This window comes from Streptomyces sp. NPDC014864, assembly GCF_043081525.1.
Lineage (GTDB): Bacteria > Actinomycetota > Actinomycetes > Streptomycetales > Streptomycetaceae > Streptomyces.
Window position 1 is genome coordinate 30355 of record NZ_JBIBWT010000002.1, and the last position, 14332, is coordinate 44686.

18 protein-coding genes are annotated in these 14332 nt (G+C 73.7%); 8 read left to right on the forward strand and 10 right to left on the reverse strand.

Annotation, left to right across the window (positions count from 1 at the left end):
• Positions 1–2 precede the first annotated feature (2 nt).
• On the forward strand, positions 3–443 hold the full coding sequence (locus ACF1A5_RS04025; RefSeq protein WP_392191244.1) for an Lrp/AsnC family transcriptional regulator: 441 nt from the start codon (positions 3–5) through the stop codon (positions 441–443).
• Positions 444–492: 49 nt separating this feature from the next.
• Here ACF1A5_RS04025 and ACF1A5_RS04030 read toward each other — a convergent pair whose 3' ends face one another.
• The gene (locus tag ACF1A5_RS04030) at positions 493–1623 is read right to left on the reverse strand and encodes a PP2C family protein-serine/threonine phosphatase (RefSeq protein ID WP_392191245.1); all 1131 of its coding nucleotides are present in this window, start codon (positions 1621–1623) and stop codon (positions 493–495) included.
• Positions 1624–1837: 214 nt separating this feature from the next.
• Between ACF1A5_RS04030 and ACF1A5_RS04035 the strand changes: the two genes are divergently transcribed.
• Positions 1838–2116, forward strand: coding sequence for a GlsB/YeaQ/YmgE family stress response membrane protein (locus ACF1A5_RS04035; RefSeq protein ID WP_356193528.1), 279 nt, complete (start codon positions 1838–1840; stop codon positions 2114–2116).
• Positions 2117–2270: 154 nt separating this feature from the next.
• On the opposite strand, the gene ACF1A5_RS04040 is transcribed toward ACF1A5_RS04035, so the two are convergent.
• Together ACF1A5_RS04040 and ACF1A5_RS04045 are read right to left on the reverse strand one after the other, a co-directional pair.
• Positions 2271–3158: a Gfo/Idh/MocA family protein gene (locus tag ACF1A5_RS04040; RefSeq protein WP_392191246.1), complete on the reverse strand. Its 888-nt coding sequence runs from the start codon at positions 3156–3158 to the stop codon at positions 2271–2273.
• A 128-nt stretch (positions 3159–3286) separates the two neighbouring features.
• Positions 3287–3520, reverse strand: a complete 234-nt coding sequence (locus tag ACF1A5_RS04045; RefSeq protein WP_392191247.1) for a hypothetical protein — start codon at positions 3518–3520, stop codon at positions 3287–3289.
• 258 nt (positions 3521–3778) lie between these two features.
• Between ACF1A5_RS04045 and ACF1A5_RS04050 the strand changes: the two genes are divergently transcribed.
• A complete protein-coding gene (locus ACF1A5_RS04050) occupies positions 3779–4597 on the forward strand; it encodes an SAM-dependent methyltransferase (protein ID WP_392191248.1) in 819 nt (272 codons plus the stop codon).
• Positions 4598–4693: 96 nt separating this feature from the next.
• Here ACF1A5_RS04050 and ACF1A5_RS04055 read toward each other — a convergent pair whose 3' ends face one another.
• Positions 4694–5614, reverse strand: coding sequence for a helix-turn-helix domain-containing protein (locus ACF1A5_RS04055; protein WP_392191249.1), 921 nt, complete (start codon positions 5612–5614; stop codon positions 4694–4696).
• A 96-nt stretch (positions 5615–5710) separates the two neighbouring features.
• Positions 5711–5941 (reverse strand): DUF397 domain-containing protein, encoded by a 231-nt coding sequence (locus tag ACF1A5_RS04060; RefSeq protein ID WP_356193584.1) that lies wholly within the window; start codon positions 5939–5941, stop codon positions 5711–5713.
• 212 nt (positions 5942–6153) lie between these two features.
• Between ACF1A5_RS04060 and ACF1A5_RS04065 the strand changes: the two genes are divergently transcribed.
• Positions 6154–6720: an ATP-binding protein gene (locus tag ACF1A5_RS04065; RefSeq protein ID WP_392191250.1), complete on the forward strand. Its 567-nt coding sequence runs from the start codon at positions 6154–6156 to the stop codon at positions 6718–6720.
• A gap of 23 nt (positions 6721–6743) precedes the next feature.
• The gene (locus ACF1A5_RS04070; RefSeq protein ID WP_392191251.1) at positions 6744–7289 is read left to right on the forward strand and encodes a hypothetical protein; all 546 of its coding nucleotides are present in this window, start codon (positions 6744–6746) and stop codon (positions 7287–7289) included.
• Between the two features lie 96 nt (positions 7290–7385).
• Here ACF1A5_RS04070 and ACF1A5_RS04075 read toward each other — a convergent pair whose 3' ends face one another.
• Complete coding sequence (locus ACF1A5_RS04075) at positions 7386–8258, reverse strand: oxygenase MpaB family protein (protein WP_392191252.1); 873 nt, start codon at positions 8256–8258, stop codon at positions 7386–7388.
• A gap of 281 nt (positions 8259–8539) precedes the next feature.
• Here ACF1A5_RS04075 and ACF1A5_RS04080 point away from each other — a divergent pair, with 281 nt between their 5' ends.
• Positions 8540–8785: a WhiB family transcriptional regulator gene (locus tag ACF1A5_RS04080; protein ID WP_356193508.1), complete on the forward strand. Its 246-nt coding sequence runs from the start codon at positions 8540–8542 to the stop codon at positions 8783–8785.
• A gap of 144 nt (positions 8786–8929) precedes the next feature.
• Entirely contained in the window at positions 8930–9184 is a 255-nt protein-coding gene (locus ACF1A5_RS04085) for a DUF5133 domain-containing protein (RefSeq protein ID WP_392191253.1), read from the forward strand.
• A gap of 135 nt (positions 9185–9319) precedes the next feature.
• Here ACF1A5_RS04085 and tgmB read toward each other — a convergent pair whose 3' ends face one another.
• The 3 genes from tgmB to ACF1A5_RS04100 form a co-directional block, all read right to left on the reverse strand.
• Positions 9320–10303, reverse strand: coding sequence for an ATP-grasp ribosomal peptide maturase (tgmB, locus tag ACF1A5_RS04090; protein ID WP_392191254.1), 984 nt, complete (start codon positions 10301–10303; stop codon positions 9320–9322).
• Positions 10304–10318: 15 nt separating this feature from the next.
• Positions 10319–10510, reverse strand: a complete 192-nt coding sequence (gene tgmA / locus ACF1A5_RS04095) for a putative ATP-grasp-modified RiPP (RefSeq protein ID WP_356193500.1) — start codon at positions 10508–10510, stop codon at positions 10319–10321.
• Positions 10511–10631: 121 nt separating this feature from the next.
• Entirely contained in the window at positions 10632–11009 is a 378-nt protein-coding gene (locus tag ACF1A5_RS04100) for a YkvA family protein (RefSeq protein WP_392191255.1), read from the reverse strand.
• Between the two features lie 243 nt (positions 11010–11252).
• Here ACF1A5_RS04100 and ACF1A5_RS04105 point away from each other — a divergent pair, with 243 nt between their 5' ends.
• Positions 11253–12761 (forward strand): hypothetical protein, encoded by a 1509-nt coding sequence (locus ACF1A5_RS04105; RefSeq protein ID WP_392191256.1) that lies wholly within the window; start codon positions 11253–11255, stop codon positions 12759–12761.
• Between the two features lie 80 nt (positions 12762–12841).
• Here ACF1A5_RS04105 and ACF1A5_RS04110 read toward each other — a convergent pair whose 3' ends face one another.
• Positions 12842–14122, reverse strand: coding sequence for a hypothetical protein (locus tag ACF1A5_RS04110; protein WP_392191257.1), 1281 nt, complete (start codon positions 14120–14122; stop codon positions 12842–12844).
• Positions 14123–14332: the final 210 nt, after the last annotated feature.

Consider the following 14332-nt stretch of genomic DNA (forward strand, 5'->3'; position numbering starts at 1 on the left):
ACGTGGACGAGATCGACCGGGCCATCCTGCGCGAACTGCAGACCGACGGGCGCATCGCCTACGCGGACCTCGGACCCAAGGTCGGCCTGTCCGCGTCCGCGGCCCGCCAGCGGCTCCAGCGCCTGCTCGACAGCAGGACCGTGCAGGTGGTCGGGGTGACGGATCCGATGGCCATGGGCGGGCAGGCGATGGCGCTGCTCGGCATCGCCGTGGACGGCGACCCGCGCGAGGTCGCCGACGAACTCGCCCGGCGCGCCGAGGTCGTCTACTCGGTCCTGACCTCCGGCGGCTTCGACCTGTTCGTCGAGGTGGTCACCCCGGGACCGCGGGACCTCCTGGACTTCGTCAACGACGTGGTGCGCCCCGTCGAGGGCGTCCGGCACGTCCAGTCGTTCCCCTACTTCGGCATCCACACCCACCGGTTCCTCTGGGACGTCGGCTGACCCGCCGCCGTCCTCAGGGGGGCTGCGGCCCCGGGCGGTCCGCAGGCCGTCACGGCCCCGGTTCGCCGCCGTCCGGCGGCCGGGGTGCGAGGACGAGCATCGTCACGTCGTCGCGGACCGTGCCGGAGTGCGCGAGAAGGTCGGCCAGCACACGGTCGGCCAGCACGGCCGGATCGGCGTCCGCCAGCCGGGGCAGCCTGTCGAGCAGGGGATAGAACGCGCCCCTCGCGTCCCGCGCCTCGGTGACCCCGTCCGACGACAGGAACAGGACGTCCCCCGGACGCAGCAGCACGCTGTGGCCGTCCTGCCGCGGCACGCCGTCGGACAGTCCGAGACCGAGCGGGGTCCACGGCGCGACCTCGACCTCGGTGGCCTTCCCGTCGCGCAGCAGCACGGGCGGCGGATGCCCGCAGCTCACCACCCGCACCGCCTGCCCGTCTCCGGAGAACTCCAGCAGTACGGCGGTCGCGAACAGCTCCGGGTGCCGGTTCTCCTCCACGTCCGCCACCAGCCGGCGGTCCAGGGCCGCCGCGACCGCCGACAGGTCCGGCCGGTCGAGGACCGCCTCCCGGAAGGCCCCCAGCAGCGAGGCGACGGTGGACACCGCCACCAGGCCGTGCCCCTGCACGTCGCCCATGACCGCCCGCACCCCCTGGGAACCGCGGCGCACGTCGAAGAAGTCGCCGCCCACCAGCGTCCCGCGCTGCGCGGCCCGGTACAGACCCGCGCAGCGCACCGGTCCGACCAGCTCCGGCACCGGTGGGACCACGGCGCGCTGCGCCGCCTCGGCCACCGCGCGCTCCAGGTCCAGCTGTGCGTCCCGGCGACTGCGGACGTACGACACGAAGATGCTCAGTACGGCGACGAAACCGATGGTCTCCAGGTCGGTGTTGCCGGGGTGGTTCAGATGGAGCGCCGGCACATTGAACACGACGATCACCAGGCCGCCCAGCAGCGCGGTGCCCAGCGGCCCGTACGACAGCACCGCCAGGGGCGGGATCGCGCCCAGCACGAAGCCGATGTCGAGCGGATCGGGACTGACGAGCGTGACCGCGCACACCGTCACGGCCAGTGCGACGGGCAGCGCCCGGACCCACCGCGGGGGCGGCGCGCCCCGCAACCAGCCCCGCCGGGCGGGGTCGGGGTCCCGGCGGGGCAGCACCCCGGAAGCCTTTCGCACACCACCACGCTGCTACGCCGGAACGCCTCCCGCACGCCGAGCCCCGCTCGGCCTCCCGTCCCGGGCCCGGGCGGCCGGGGCCCCGGGCCACCGGCTCGGCATCGGCGTCGGTCGGCGTAAATCCGTCTTGCAGGTTTGTCTTCGCCCGCTGTGTGCATCCGATAAAGGCGCGCAACGAAAAGCGCACGCACTTTCGACGAACCATGGAGGAGAAGTGGGCATCATCGCCTGGATACTGATCGGCCTGCTGGCCGGTGCCATCGCCAAGCTGCTCCTCCCGGGCAAGGACCCGGGCGGCATCATCATCACCATGCTGATCGGCATCGCGGGCGGTCTGCTCGGCGGTTGGCTCGGCAAGGTCATCTTCGGCGTCGACTCGATCGACGGATTCTTCGACCTGTCGACCTGGATCGCTGCGATCGTCGGCTCGCTGATCCTCCTCGTGCTGTACCGGATGCTCACGGGCAACCGGCGCTCCCACCGGCACGCCTGAGGTGCGTGACCGCGCCCGCCGCCCGCATCCATCGGGCACCGGGCGAACGGGCTCCTGTGGCCGGGCTGCACTCGTCAGCCCGGCCACACGCGTGTCCGCCACCCGCCCCGGCCGCCGGCGGGACCGCCGCCGGCCCGCGCGGCGGCGGACGTCCTCAGTCGGTGCGGTCCGTCAGCAGGGCCTCGGCCGCCGCGAGTATCTCGGTGACCCGCAGGCCGAACGCCGCGTCGCACGGGTGGGGACGCCCGGTACGGGCGGCGGCCAGCAGGGCGTCCGTCGCCCGCCGGAAGGCGGGGAGCGCGCCCGTGGAGCTCTCCGGAAGGAGTGCCACCCCGGCCTCGCCCCGCAGTTCCACGGTGGCGCCGGCCGCCGCCGGGGGAGCGGTGAGGCTCAGGGTCAGGGTGCTCGACGCGTCGCCGACGTGGTCGAGCACCACATGCACCGTGTCCCCGGGGCCGTGGGCGGCCGCCGTCACGCGCCGCACGTCGCCCAGCACCGGCAGCAGCACCGACAGGGCGTGCGGACCCACGTCCCACAGGGCGCCCTTCTCCCGCCGCCACGGTGACTCCGCGAACGGGCTGTCCCCGGTGAACACCGCGCCGAGCCACTGCGCCCGCGCCGTGAACCAGCCGTCGCGGTCCGCCTGTTCGGCGATCCAGGCCTCCGGCCCGGGCTGGAAGCGGGCGGTGAAGAAGACCACCGACGCGACTGCGGCCTCGCGGACGGCCTCGACGACGGCGCGTGCCTTCGGCACGGTCGCGGCCAGGGGCTTGTCGAGCAGCAGATGGCGCCCGGCCCGGGCGGCCCGCACCGCCAGGTCGGCCTGAACGTCGGGCGGGAGCGCGACGGCGACGGCGTCCACCTCTGCCAGCAGCGCGTCGACGTCGTCGTAGGCCCGAGTGCCGTGCTGTCCGGCGAGTTCCTTGGCGGCGGCCGTGCGGCGCCCCCATACACCGGCGAACTCCACTTCGCCGTGCCCGCTCAGGGCCGGGGCGTGGACCATCCGTGCCCAGGGGCCGGTGCCGAGCAGTCCGATGCGCATGCCGCTGCCTCTCCGCTGTGTCGAACAAGGTCACGACCGGGCCCCGCGGGCCGGTCGTGACCGAGCGTGGCACACCCCGGGGGCGACGGGCAGGGCCGCCGCCGAGGGCGACGGCCGGCGGCCCGGGCTCAGGCGGCGCGGGGCCCCCGCGCCGCGGAGGCGTCCTCCGTCCCGGTGGCGGCCGGGGCCTCGTCGGCCCCGTCGCTCCCGCGGCCGCCCGGGATCAGACGCAGATGCCTGCGGTGGGCGGCATGACGGCGACGCACCGGGGCGGAAGCGAACACGCGCTCCTCGATGCGGTCCATGACCAGCAGCAGAACGGACAGGAACGGAAGCAGCAGACAAGCGATACAGACGAGCACGACATCCCCTCGGCCGGAACAAGAATCGGGTGCTCCGTGCGGCGCCGTTGATGGGGCCCCGAGCGTGAAGAAACTGTGATGACAGGGGTGGCGGTGTGGGGGTTGTGGTGCTGTTCCGGCTGCCGTGAGGGCCCGGGCGTCCCTCGTCGAAGTGTCCTTCGTTCGTGGGCCGGTTCGGCCGAATGAGGGTTCCCTAGGATGTACTCTCAGTCGTGCCAGCCCAGTTGGCGCGCTGGAATCGGCGATTCTGGGGGATCGATGCACGCGGAGAACCGGCTGTCCACGAAGATCGACGAGAGCGTGCCGACGGCCGCGCGCATGTACGACCACTACTTGGGTGGGAGGGACAACTACGCCGCCGACCGCGCGGCGTGCGAGCAGCTCGACAAGGTGGTCCCCAGCACCCGCCGGCTCGCCCTGAACAACCGGCGCTTCCTGCAGCGGGCCGTGCGCACCCTGTCGCAGGAGTTCGGGATCCGGCAGTTCCTCGACCACGGGTCGGGGCTGCCCACCCAGGACAACGTCCATCAGGTCGCCCAGCGCATCGACCCCACGACCCATGTGGTCTACGTGGACAACGACCCGATGGTGCTGGTGCACGGCCGCGCCCTGCTTCAGCAGGACGAGCGCACCGCCGTCATCCACGCCGACCTGCGGCAGACCGACGAGATCTTCTCGCACCCCGACACCGAGCGCCTGATCGACTTCGACCAGCCGGTGGCCGTCCTGTTCAACTCGGTCTTCCACTGCATCCCGGACAGCGACACCGACGGGCCCCTCGCGGTCGTCGAGCGCGTCCGCGAACGACTCGTGCCCGGCAGCGTGATGCTGATGTGCCAACTGGTCAGCGACGACCCCGAGGTGCGCGAGTTCGTCACCAACTTCATGGACCAGGCCACCCAGGGCCACTGGGGCAGGGTGCGGCAGGAGAAGGACGTCGCCGAGTGGTTCGAGGGCCTCGAACTCCTCGAACCAGGGCTGGTGGAGGTGTCCACCTGGCGGCCCGACACCGAGGTGGCGCCCCGTCAGCTCACCTATGAGTGGGTCGAGTTCGGTGGCATCGGCGTGATCCGCTAGCGCACCGGACAGCGGTACGGCGACAGCGGAACGTCCCTCCGGGCCACCGACGGTGCTGCCGCGAGGGGCGGCTCCGTGCCGGGGGACGTCTGGCGCTCACGAAACGGAGTAGCGCTCCTCGATCGTCCTGCGCAGCAACGCCACCGACTCCTGCGGCGTCAGCGCCTCGTCGGCCAGCCGGTCCAGCGCGATCCGGTACTCCTCCGTCTCGTCGCGGTCCTCCAGGAAGTTGGCGCTCCTGATGTGCTCCAGGTAGACGACGTCCGGGAGATCGAGACCGCCGAAGCGGAGATACGTGATCGGGATGGCTGGCGCGGAGGCGTTGGTCACGTCCAAGGGGATGATCTGCACGGTCACGTTGGGCCGCTGTGCCATCTCGACGAGGTGCGCGAGCTGCCCCCGCATCACGTCACGACTGCCCAGGACCCGCAGCAGGACGGACTCGTCGATGACCGCCCACAGCTGCGGGGCGTCGGAGCGCATCAGCAACTGCGCCCGGCGCATGCGCAGTTCGACCCGGCGCTGCACCTCGCCTGCGGACGCCGTCGGCAGACCGCGCTCCACCACCGCCCGGGTGTAGTCGGCGGTCTGCAGCAGGCCGGGAACGTACTGGATCTCGAAGGTACGGATCGCCGCGGCCGCTTCCTGCAGGCCGACCAGACGGTCGAACCACTCGGGCATCAGCCGCTTGTCGTAGCGCTGCCACCAGCCGGGCTCGCCGGCCCGCTGCAGCAGCTTGAGGAGGACGGAGGACTCGTACTCGTCCGTGCCGTACAGCTCCAACAGCGCGCGGACGTCGGTCTCCACCGGCGGCCGGCGGCCCTTGCCCGATTCGATGCGCGAGAGCTTCGCCGCGCTGAACCCCAGGGCGCGCGCCGCCTGGTCCTGGGACAGGGCGGCATCCTCGCGAAAGCCCGCCAGCTGGACTCCGACCAGCAGCTTCAGCAGAGTCGGAGCCGGCTCGGACCGGTCCAGATAGGGTTCGAGACGGGAGAGGCGATGCGACTCGGCGGACATCCTGGCTCCCAGTAGACCGGCAGACTTGAGGGTTACACTATCGCACCGGTCCGCCACGGAACGCATCCGCTCGCAAGTCGGCATCCGCCCTCCGCTTCACAGCAGATGGTCGAACTCGCCCTCCTTGGCACCCGCCAGGAAGGCGCGCACCTCCGCCGGGGTGTAGACCAGCGCGGGGCCGTCCGGGTCACGGGAATTGCGCACGGCGATGCCTCCGTCGACCAGAGTGGCCACCTCCACGCAGTTGCCCTCGGCGTTGCTGTGCCGGCTCTTGATCCAGCGGGCGTCCAGCGAACTGGCCCGCACTCCGTTCCGCACTGGTGGCACCACCGCAGTCTCCTTGCTGTTCCCGTTCGTTCGTGCGACGTGCCCGCCGCATCGGGAGGGGCGCGGCCGCCACTCGGCGGACCCTCTCCTCCCGCGCACTTTCGCGAGAAATTTCTCGTGCAATTGCACGCGAGCGCTGTCAGCGTGGATAATAGCCGTGGCGTCAACCCCCGTGCTGGCGCCGTTCGGTGACGTCGCATCAGGGAGATGCCGTGCCCTCACCTGCGAGCCAAGAGCTCGGAACGTGGAGCGCAGTCGCGTCGTGGACGGGCGAGCCGGCCGTCCCCGACCGCCGCGCCCGGGGCGGGGCGGCCGCCATCCTGAGCGCGACGTCGTCGGGGGAGTCGAACGGCGTCGAGGTCGCACTCGAGTCCGCCACGCTGCGGATCGAGTGCGGCCGGGAGGGGTTCGCCCGGGTTCGGGAGTTCACCCGGGCCACGCTGCGGAGCTGGTCGCTCGAGCACCGCGCGGACGACGCCACCCTCGTCGTGACCGAACTCGCCGCCAACGCCGCGACCCACGCGGTGCCCTGGACCCCCGCGGGGGCGGCGGACGTGTGGCTCCGTCTCGTCCTCGAAGACGCTCACCTGGTGCTCAGCGTCCACGACCCCTGCGACAGCCGTGCCGTCCCCGCTCCCGTGTCCGGCTCCGACCTCGCGGAACACGGGCGGGGCCTGTGCATAGTCGACGCCCTGGCGGAGGAATGGGGCTGGGCCCCGCACCCTCCGACCGGCAAGACCGTCTGGGCGAAGCTGCCCACCCTCCCCGCCCCCTCATGACCGCCGCGGAAAGGCCCCACGCCATGCGCACCGCACCGACGGAGCAGCCGAGTACACAGCGCACCGACCACGCCACGCCGGCCGGCGGGGTGGCCAGGACGGCCCCCCTCGCGGCGCTGGGCCAGGTGCCCTGGCGCGACATCAAGGACTCCACCGGGTCCGCCGCCGCCGTACCCCTGCTGCTCACCAGCATGGCCTGGGGCGACGCGGAGACCGCCCGGGCCGCGCTGGACGATCTGAAAAAACGCATCTGCCAGTACGGCTTCGTCGTGGAACAGGCCACCGCCGCCACGGTGCCGTTCCTGTGGGAGCTGGCCCAGCTGCCCCGTGTGACCTGCCGGGCGCAGATCATCCGGCTGCTCCGGAGCATCGCCGGCGCCCGGCAGTGGGAGAGCGTCGCCGCCGTCTACCCCAAGCTGCTCAACCACTCGGAGAACCCCGTGGTGTGGGAGCGGCGGGCGCGCCAGGCCGTTCGGGCCCGCAGCGGTGCGCTGACGGTCCTGCGGGCCGAGGAGGACGCGGAGATCGCCCGGGCCACGACGGAGCTGGCCGACGCCCTCGCGGAGTGAACCCCGGGCCCGGCCCGCGGCGATCGTTCCGGCCGGGGCGGCCGTCGCACCGTGCACGCCGGGCAGGCCGCCCGGTGTGCTCCACGGCCCCCGGGGCTAGGCCGTCGGCGCCGGGGGCGTCAGGGCCCAGCGGAGGCCGCGGGTCACGGCGGTGCCGAGCGGCCGGACGCACAGGCTCTCGGCAGGCGGCACCCGGGGCAGCCACAGCGCGCGCGAGGCCCAGACGGGCAGGAGCGAGACGGCGTTGGCGGCGATCACCCCGTACGGCACGCGGGCCAGGAGCGGCACGGGCGGGTTCAGCAGCAGGAAGCGTGCCGCGCCGCGGGCCTCGGCGGTCGCCCGCAGTTCGCCCCGGTAGGCCGCCATCCGCCCGGCCAGCTCCGCGCGGTCCGTGGGAGGGTCGGGCACGCCGAGCGCGGCGGCGATGCGCGCCATGTCCGCCACGTACGCGTCGCAGCCCACGTCGTCCAGCGGGTGGGCCCCGTAGCGCTGGTGGGCCCGGAGGAAGCTGTCGACCTCCGCGATGTGCACCCAGCACAGCAGGTGGGGGTCGGCGGCGTGGTAGGGCCGTCCCTCCGCGGTGGTGCCCCGCACCGAGTCGTGTGCGGCGCGGACCCGCCCACAGGCCTCCCGGGCGCGGTCGGCGGGGCCGTAGGTGGTCTCCGCCAGGAAGGCGCTGGTGCGCTGCAGCCGGCCCCAGGGGTCGCCCCGGTAGCCGGAGTGCGCGGCCACGGCCGCCATGGCGAGCGGGTGCAGGGACTGGAGCAGCAGCGCCGACAGGCCCCCGATGAACATCGAGGCGTCGCCGTGCACCCTCCGTACGGGCCGCTCGGTCCCGAACCAGCGAGGGCCGGGGCTGCCGTGGACGCGGGCCCGCCGGGCGGGGCCCTCCGGACCCGCCACCCGCGCGAAGATCTTATTGCCGAGCCGCTCCCGCAGCGTGAGGTCTTCGGTCGGGATGAGTCTCATGCGTGCTCTGTCCTCCCGTGCTCGTCTTGCGTGCCGCTCACCCCAATCTTGGCTCATCGCCCGAAAACCACCTATATTGCGGATACCTCTGCCGGGTCGTGCGGCGGCCTGCCGCCGCGGACGGGAGCTGCCCGGACACGGGCCGAATTTTCTGCGGAGGACCCGGTGAGTGTGACCCGATGGAGCGAGCACGGCGGGCGGGCCCGTCGTGCGGTGAACGCCAGACCCCGCATGACCGGGATCCGGCTGACGGCCGGCCCCGGCATGACCGGGATCCGGCCATGAACTGGCGGGACCGCGGAGCCTGCCGCTTCGAGGACCCCGAACTGTTCTTCCCGCTCGGGGAAAACGGTTTGTCACTACGGCAGATAGAACGCGCCCGCGCGGTGTGCCACCGGTGCCCCGTGCTGCGCGAGTGCAGGGCGTGGGCCCTGCGCAACAGCGAGTACGACGGTGTCTGGGGCGGCATGACCGCGGGGGAGCGCCGCGCGGTGGCGCGACGGAGGGCCGAGGACCGCGGTCGGTGAGAACCGACGGGCCCCTGGGGTCGATCGGTGACTGATCGACCGGAAAACGACTGAATTTGGTCAATCGTGTGCCGCGAGGCCGCCACCGTGCATGGCACGGCGTGCCTGGGGCATACGGAGCAAAAATCGAGAGAGGGGCGCTCCGTGCTGGTTCCGGACCCGAAGGTCGTCAGGACGTTGCTGACTCGGTACGCATCGCTGAAGATCGCGCAGGCGGAGAGGGAGCGGGCCGAGACGGCCCGGGAGCTGGAGGACGTCAGTTACACCCTGTGCGTCATGATGGGCACCACCGGCATCGACGAGGCCATCAGCAGGGCGGACGCCCTGCTGCTCGCCCCGCGGGACATCGCGGACGTCGTGACGGACGCGGACGGGGACGGCCTTTCGCTGGCCGTGTGACCCCCTGAGGGAGAGGGACGGGGGCTTCTCCGTGGCACGGCGTGCCGACCCGGCCGACGGGCGCCGGTCGCGAACCGGCCACGGCCCCCCCGGTCGCGGTCCCCCGGGCACCTTCGGGAGCCGGGGGCGGTCACGTCAAGGAGCAACGGTCCGCCTGCCGTTGACGTGTTCGGGCTCCTGGGGGGCGGGGCAGGCCAGCCACTCGGCGATGGTGCGGGCGATCGGCTGGCCCGTCTCCACCTCGACGAAGCCGAACTGGCCGGACTGGTTGCACTCCAGGAACCACCAGGTCCCGTCCGCGTCCTCGGCGAAGTCGAAGGCGCCGTAGGCCAGTTCGGCGCCACGCATGTAGGCGTGAACGGCCGGGGCCAGCCGGGGCGGGACCTCGGCCGGCTGCCACGGCGTGGCCGACGAGGCGAAACGGACGTCCACCTCGTCGGGGTCCGCGTCAGCCGGCATCGCCTTACGGGCCGCCATCAGCTTGTCGCCGACGACGGTCAAACGGATGTCGGCGCGCTTGGCGATCCGCCGTTGCAGCAGGGTGGGGCCGTAGGCCACGGCGCCGAAGTCCGTGTCCGGCGCCACCCGGCTGGTCGGCACCGCCCGGGGCGGCTCCTGCGGATGCGCGCCGGAGACCGGCTTGACCACCAGGTCAGGGAAGCGCTCCGCGAAGGCCCGCGCGGCCTGTGGGAAGGTCGTGATGAGGGTCGCGGGCACGGGCAGACCGCTGTGCTGGGCGTGCCGCAGCTGCCACGGCTTGTGGCGGGCCCGCTGGGCGGCGTCGGGATGGTTCATCCAGCGCGCGCCGCAGCCGCGGAGCAGGCCGTAGAGGGCCTGCGCGGACTCCTCGGTGAGCCAGGCGGAGGGCTGGGCCGCCCGCGCGGCGGGCGTTCCGGGTCTGCGGATCCAGACGGAGCGCAGGCCGTTCACGCTCACCAGCCGTCCCCCGGACGACAGATGGCCGCGGAAGGAGCCGTGCACGAACTCGCCCGAGAGGGCGACGCCCGCGGTCAGATCGGCCGGATCGAGCCGGACCACCGGAACCGAGGCGGAGTTCAGGTGCACCACCACCATGTCGGCCGTCACGTCCTCCTCGTCGGTGAGGATCAGTACGGTCATGGTCGCCGGCCGTGTTCAGTCGTCGAAGTGCGTCTTGGAGCCCGCCGTGGACGTGGTGGTGCCCAGTTCCCTCAGGAGGGCGTGGTCGGACGCGGCGATCCGGCCGTCGGCGAGCACGTTCAACTGCAGTCCGGAGTCGTAGACGTACGGAGTGCTCGTCTCCGATTCCACTGCCGGACGTGCGTAGTTGAGCGCGAACGGTTGCATCGTCTCTCCCTGGTCGGTGCAGCCGCGATCAAGCGGTGGTCACCCTTGCGGCGTCGCTTGGCCCGCTGACTTCGATTCGGCTTTCCCAGACTTATACGAATCGAACGGGTGATTGGTTTCCTTACGGAGCGTAATCGGCGGCGTCCGGACCTTTCTGACGGCCCGAAAGCCCCGGTCGGCGCCCCGCGCGATGCCCGGTCCGGCGCCACGGCCGGGGCAGCGGTACGGGCATCCGCTCGCCGGCCGGGCCGCGCAGCGTGCGCAGGGCGAGCAGCAGGACGCCGATGTCGTCCAGGTAGACCGGGTCGGGCAACAGGTCGGTCGGCAGCAGGAAGTAGAGGACGGCGCCCCAGAACACCCAGCGCGGTCCCGTGGGAAGCCCGGCGCGCCGCAGGTCGCGCCGGGCGCGGACCAGCCGGACGAAGAGGATCACGGCAACGGCGAGCACGGCCGCCGCGAGGACCGCTGCGACGAGGAGCACCTTCGTGGTGGAGTCCACAGTTCGCTCCCTCTCCTTCCGCGCGGTGGGACGACCCCTGTCCTTCTCCTGATTCCCGCCCGCCGCGTCTCCATGACCGCCTGACGGGGGAACAGCCGTGCGACCCGTGCGCCGGCCGGGCGGTCACTCACGCGCCACACCCGGGTGGCGCGGTGTCCGGAGGGGCCTTAGTAATGGTCAGGGTAGAACGCGTGTCGCCTTCGGGGGCGCAGGGGCGGCCGCACCCCTGCCATGGAGACCAGGATGACCACCCGTTCTTCCCCACCCCAGGCGAACCCTTCCGTCATCGCCTTCACCGACGAGATCCACCCGGCCCTGTCGCCCTCCGGCAGCGTCGGCTGCGGCGAGGCCGGGGCGGAGGCCGCCGACGGCGACCCGGTCCTCGGTCTGGTGCGGGCCGCCGTCGGCGACCGCCCCGTCGAGGAGGTCGTCCGGCTCGTCACTCTGCTGGAGGAGTCCCCCGAGTACGCGGACGCCGCCGTCCACGTCCTGCGGGCGGCCGCGGTGGACCGGCCGGTGGAGGACGTCGCCCGGCTGGTCGCCGAGCTGACCCGGCCGCCGCGCTCGGCCGACAGCGCGGACGACGCGATCCACGCGGCGGTCGCGGGGCGGGGCGTCGAGGACGTGAGCCGGCTGATGGCCCTGCTGCACCGGGCGCCCCTGCGGCCGCACTGCGGCCGGGAAGCGGTCCGGGCGGCCGCCACCGGCCGGCCCGTCGAAGAACTGGTCGCCCTGATCGGCCGGCTGACCCGGGACCGGCACGAGCGCACGCGGCACGCCGAAGCCCCGGCGGTGCCGGATCCCGGCATGGCCGCGACGCCGGAGGCGCCGCCTTCCTGTGCCCCGGGGATGCCGAGCCCTCTCGTCCCGTGGAGCCCGGATCCGCACGCCCCGGTGATGCCGGGGCCCGGCACCCTGCGGACGTGGACGCCGGCTCCCGGCAGCGCCGCGACAGCGGAGACGTCGGCCCTCTGCGCCCCGGAGACGCCGAGCCCTCCTGTCCCGTGGAGCCCGGATCCGCACGCCCCGGTGATGCCGGGGCCCGGCGCCTTGCGGACGTGGACGTCGTATGCAGACGTCCCCGCGATGCCGCAGACGCCGCCCCCCGTTCCGGAGAGCCCGGAGCTCGACGTCCGGATGATGCCGGTCACCGGCGCCATGCGGACGTGTACGCCGTCGTACGTCGCCGTCCCCGCGATGCCGGAGTCGCCGCCCCCCGTCCCCGAGCGCCCGGATCCCGGCGGCCGGGTGACGCCGGGGTCCGGTGCCCTGCGGGTCCCCGCTGAGGACGCCTGCTCCGTGGGCGGTGTCGGGGGAGCGGAGGAAGGCCGTCCCGGCGGACGGGTGGGGCGGCTGGTCTTCTGGCCCAGTTGGCTGGCCGCGGCGGCCCTGGTGGTCTGCGGCGCCGCCTACTTCCCGCTGCACCGGGAGGGCGCGCCCCTCCTCGTCTACGGCGTCACCCTCGCCGCGTCGGGCCTGTGCGGGTGCCTGGCGGTGCTGCTGGCGCTGCGCGCCGGGGTGACCGCGCTGGTGGCGGGGGCGGTGGTCCCGGCGGTGCTGGCGGGGGCCGGGTACTTCGAAGGCCGTTTCGCTTCGGCGGAGTTGAGCCGGGCCCTGGCGATCACGGTGGCGCCGCCCTGGAGCGCGGGCCTCACCGCGGTGTGCGCCTGTCTCGCCTCCCTGGCCGCCCTCTCCCTGCTGCTGATGGTGCAGCTGGCGGAGCGACATCCCACGCCCCGGCCCACGGACTGACCCCGCCGGCCCGTCCGGCGGCGGGGCCGCCCTGCGGGGCGGCCGACTGAGCCGGCGCGCCCCGAGCGTGGCCCGCCGGCTCAGTCCGCCGCGCGCCGGGCGGTGGCGGCCGGGGAGGCTGCCTCGGGGGAGCCCGAGCCCTCCGGCGCGGAGGGGGCGGGGGAGCCGGGCACGTCGGAGGAGGCCCCGGGGGAGTCGGCCCCGGCCGGACCGGCTCCGCCCGATTCCGTGTCCGGAGCCGGTGTGGTGCCGGCCGGGCGCAGGGACAGGGCGGTGTCCTTGAGACGCTCGAAGCCGCGCGCCAGCTGCTGGAAGGGCGAGGCCAAGGGCGGGCGGGCCTGCTTCCGCGCCGGTGACAGGACGCCCTCGGACTCGGCCTCGCGGTAGACGGCGAGCGCCTCGTTGGCACGCTCGGCGGCCTCCCGGTACAGGTCCCGGGACCGCGTCATGGCCTCCAGGGCCTCCTCGTACATGGCCACGAGCTCGCGCGCCCGGGCGAGCTCCTCCTCGACGGTCGTCAGGCGCCACTGCTCCCGCAGCGCGGTGAGCGCCGCCTCGCCGCCGTCCGGCAGCGGCCGCGGCAGCGCGGCGAACCGCGTCACCGCGTTGAGCAGCTCCGCCTGCTCCGTGCCGTCCAGGAAGACGCTGCGCACGGAGAACTCCCTCGGGTCGTAGCCGGATGCCGCCGGGCTGCCGGGCAGGACGAGGGCACCGCCGCGCGGCACCTCGATCCCGAACTCCTCCAGCGCCCAGTTGACCGCCCTGAGCCGGTGCGGGGCGGCGCGGTGCTCCACGACCCGGTGGCGCAGGCCCTCGGGCAGCAGCCGCACCAGGGGAAGACGCCCGCGCTCGTCGGGGGTCATGGCCTCGTGGACGACGACGTGGATGCTCCAGGTGTCCCGCACGGCGTGCCGCAGGAGGCGCCGCAGTTCCTTGTCGTCGTCCGGGAGGGGATTGACGGTCCCGAGCCGCAGTCCCGTGACGACGGTCTCGTGGTTCCACCCCGCGTCGTCGTCCTGCGGCCAGAACATGGCCGCGGGGGACGGCCAGCGCGGGTCCCAGGGCCGCTCGGCCTCCGCGACGAGCACCCACTCCCGGTCCCCGTCCGGGACGGCCGGGGGCGCGAGGGTGAGCCGGGCCCGCACGGTCACCCGCGGTGGCGCCTGCCAGCGGGCCTCGAAGACCAGTTCGCCGGAGACCCCGGCGTCCTCGGGTACGAGGCGGTCCTGGAGGACCGCGTCGGCCTTCAGCTTCTCCAGACGCCGTCCTACGGCGTCCTCCGCGGCCGGTCCGGCATGACGGCCGCGGGCCAGCCAGACCGTGGAGGGGGCGGCGGGACGGGGGGAGGGAGAGTTCGGCATGAGTCAATCTGCGGACGGGGGCGGAGTGCGGGTGTCCAGTATTGCGAAGACACGTCGGTGCGAGTCGGGCGGGGCGGGCACGCCACACGTTCGTGGCCGGTACGGCCGCTCCCGCCGGGCCGGTCCGGACGGCCTCCCCCGGGCGCGCGTCCGCGGCCGCTCGGCCGACCCGGTGACACGGGCCGCGTGGCGCGGGCCGCAGCCAACGGC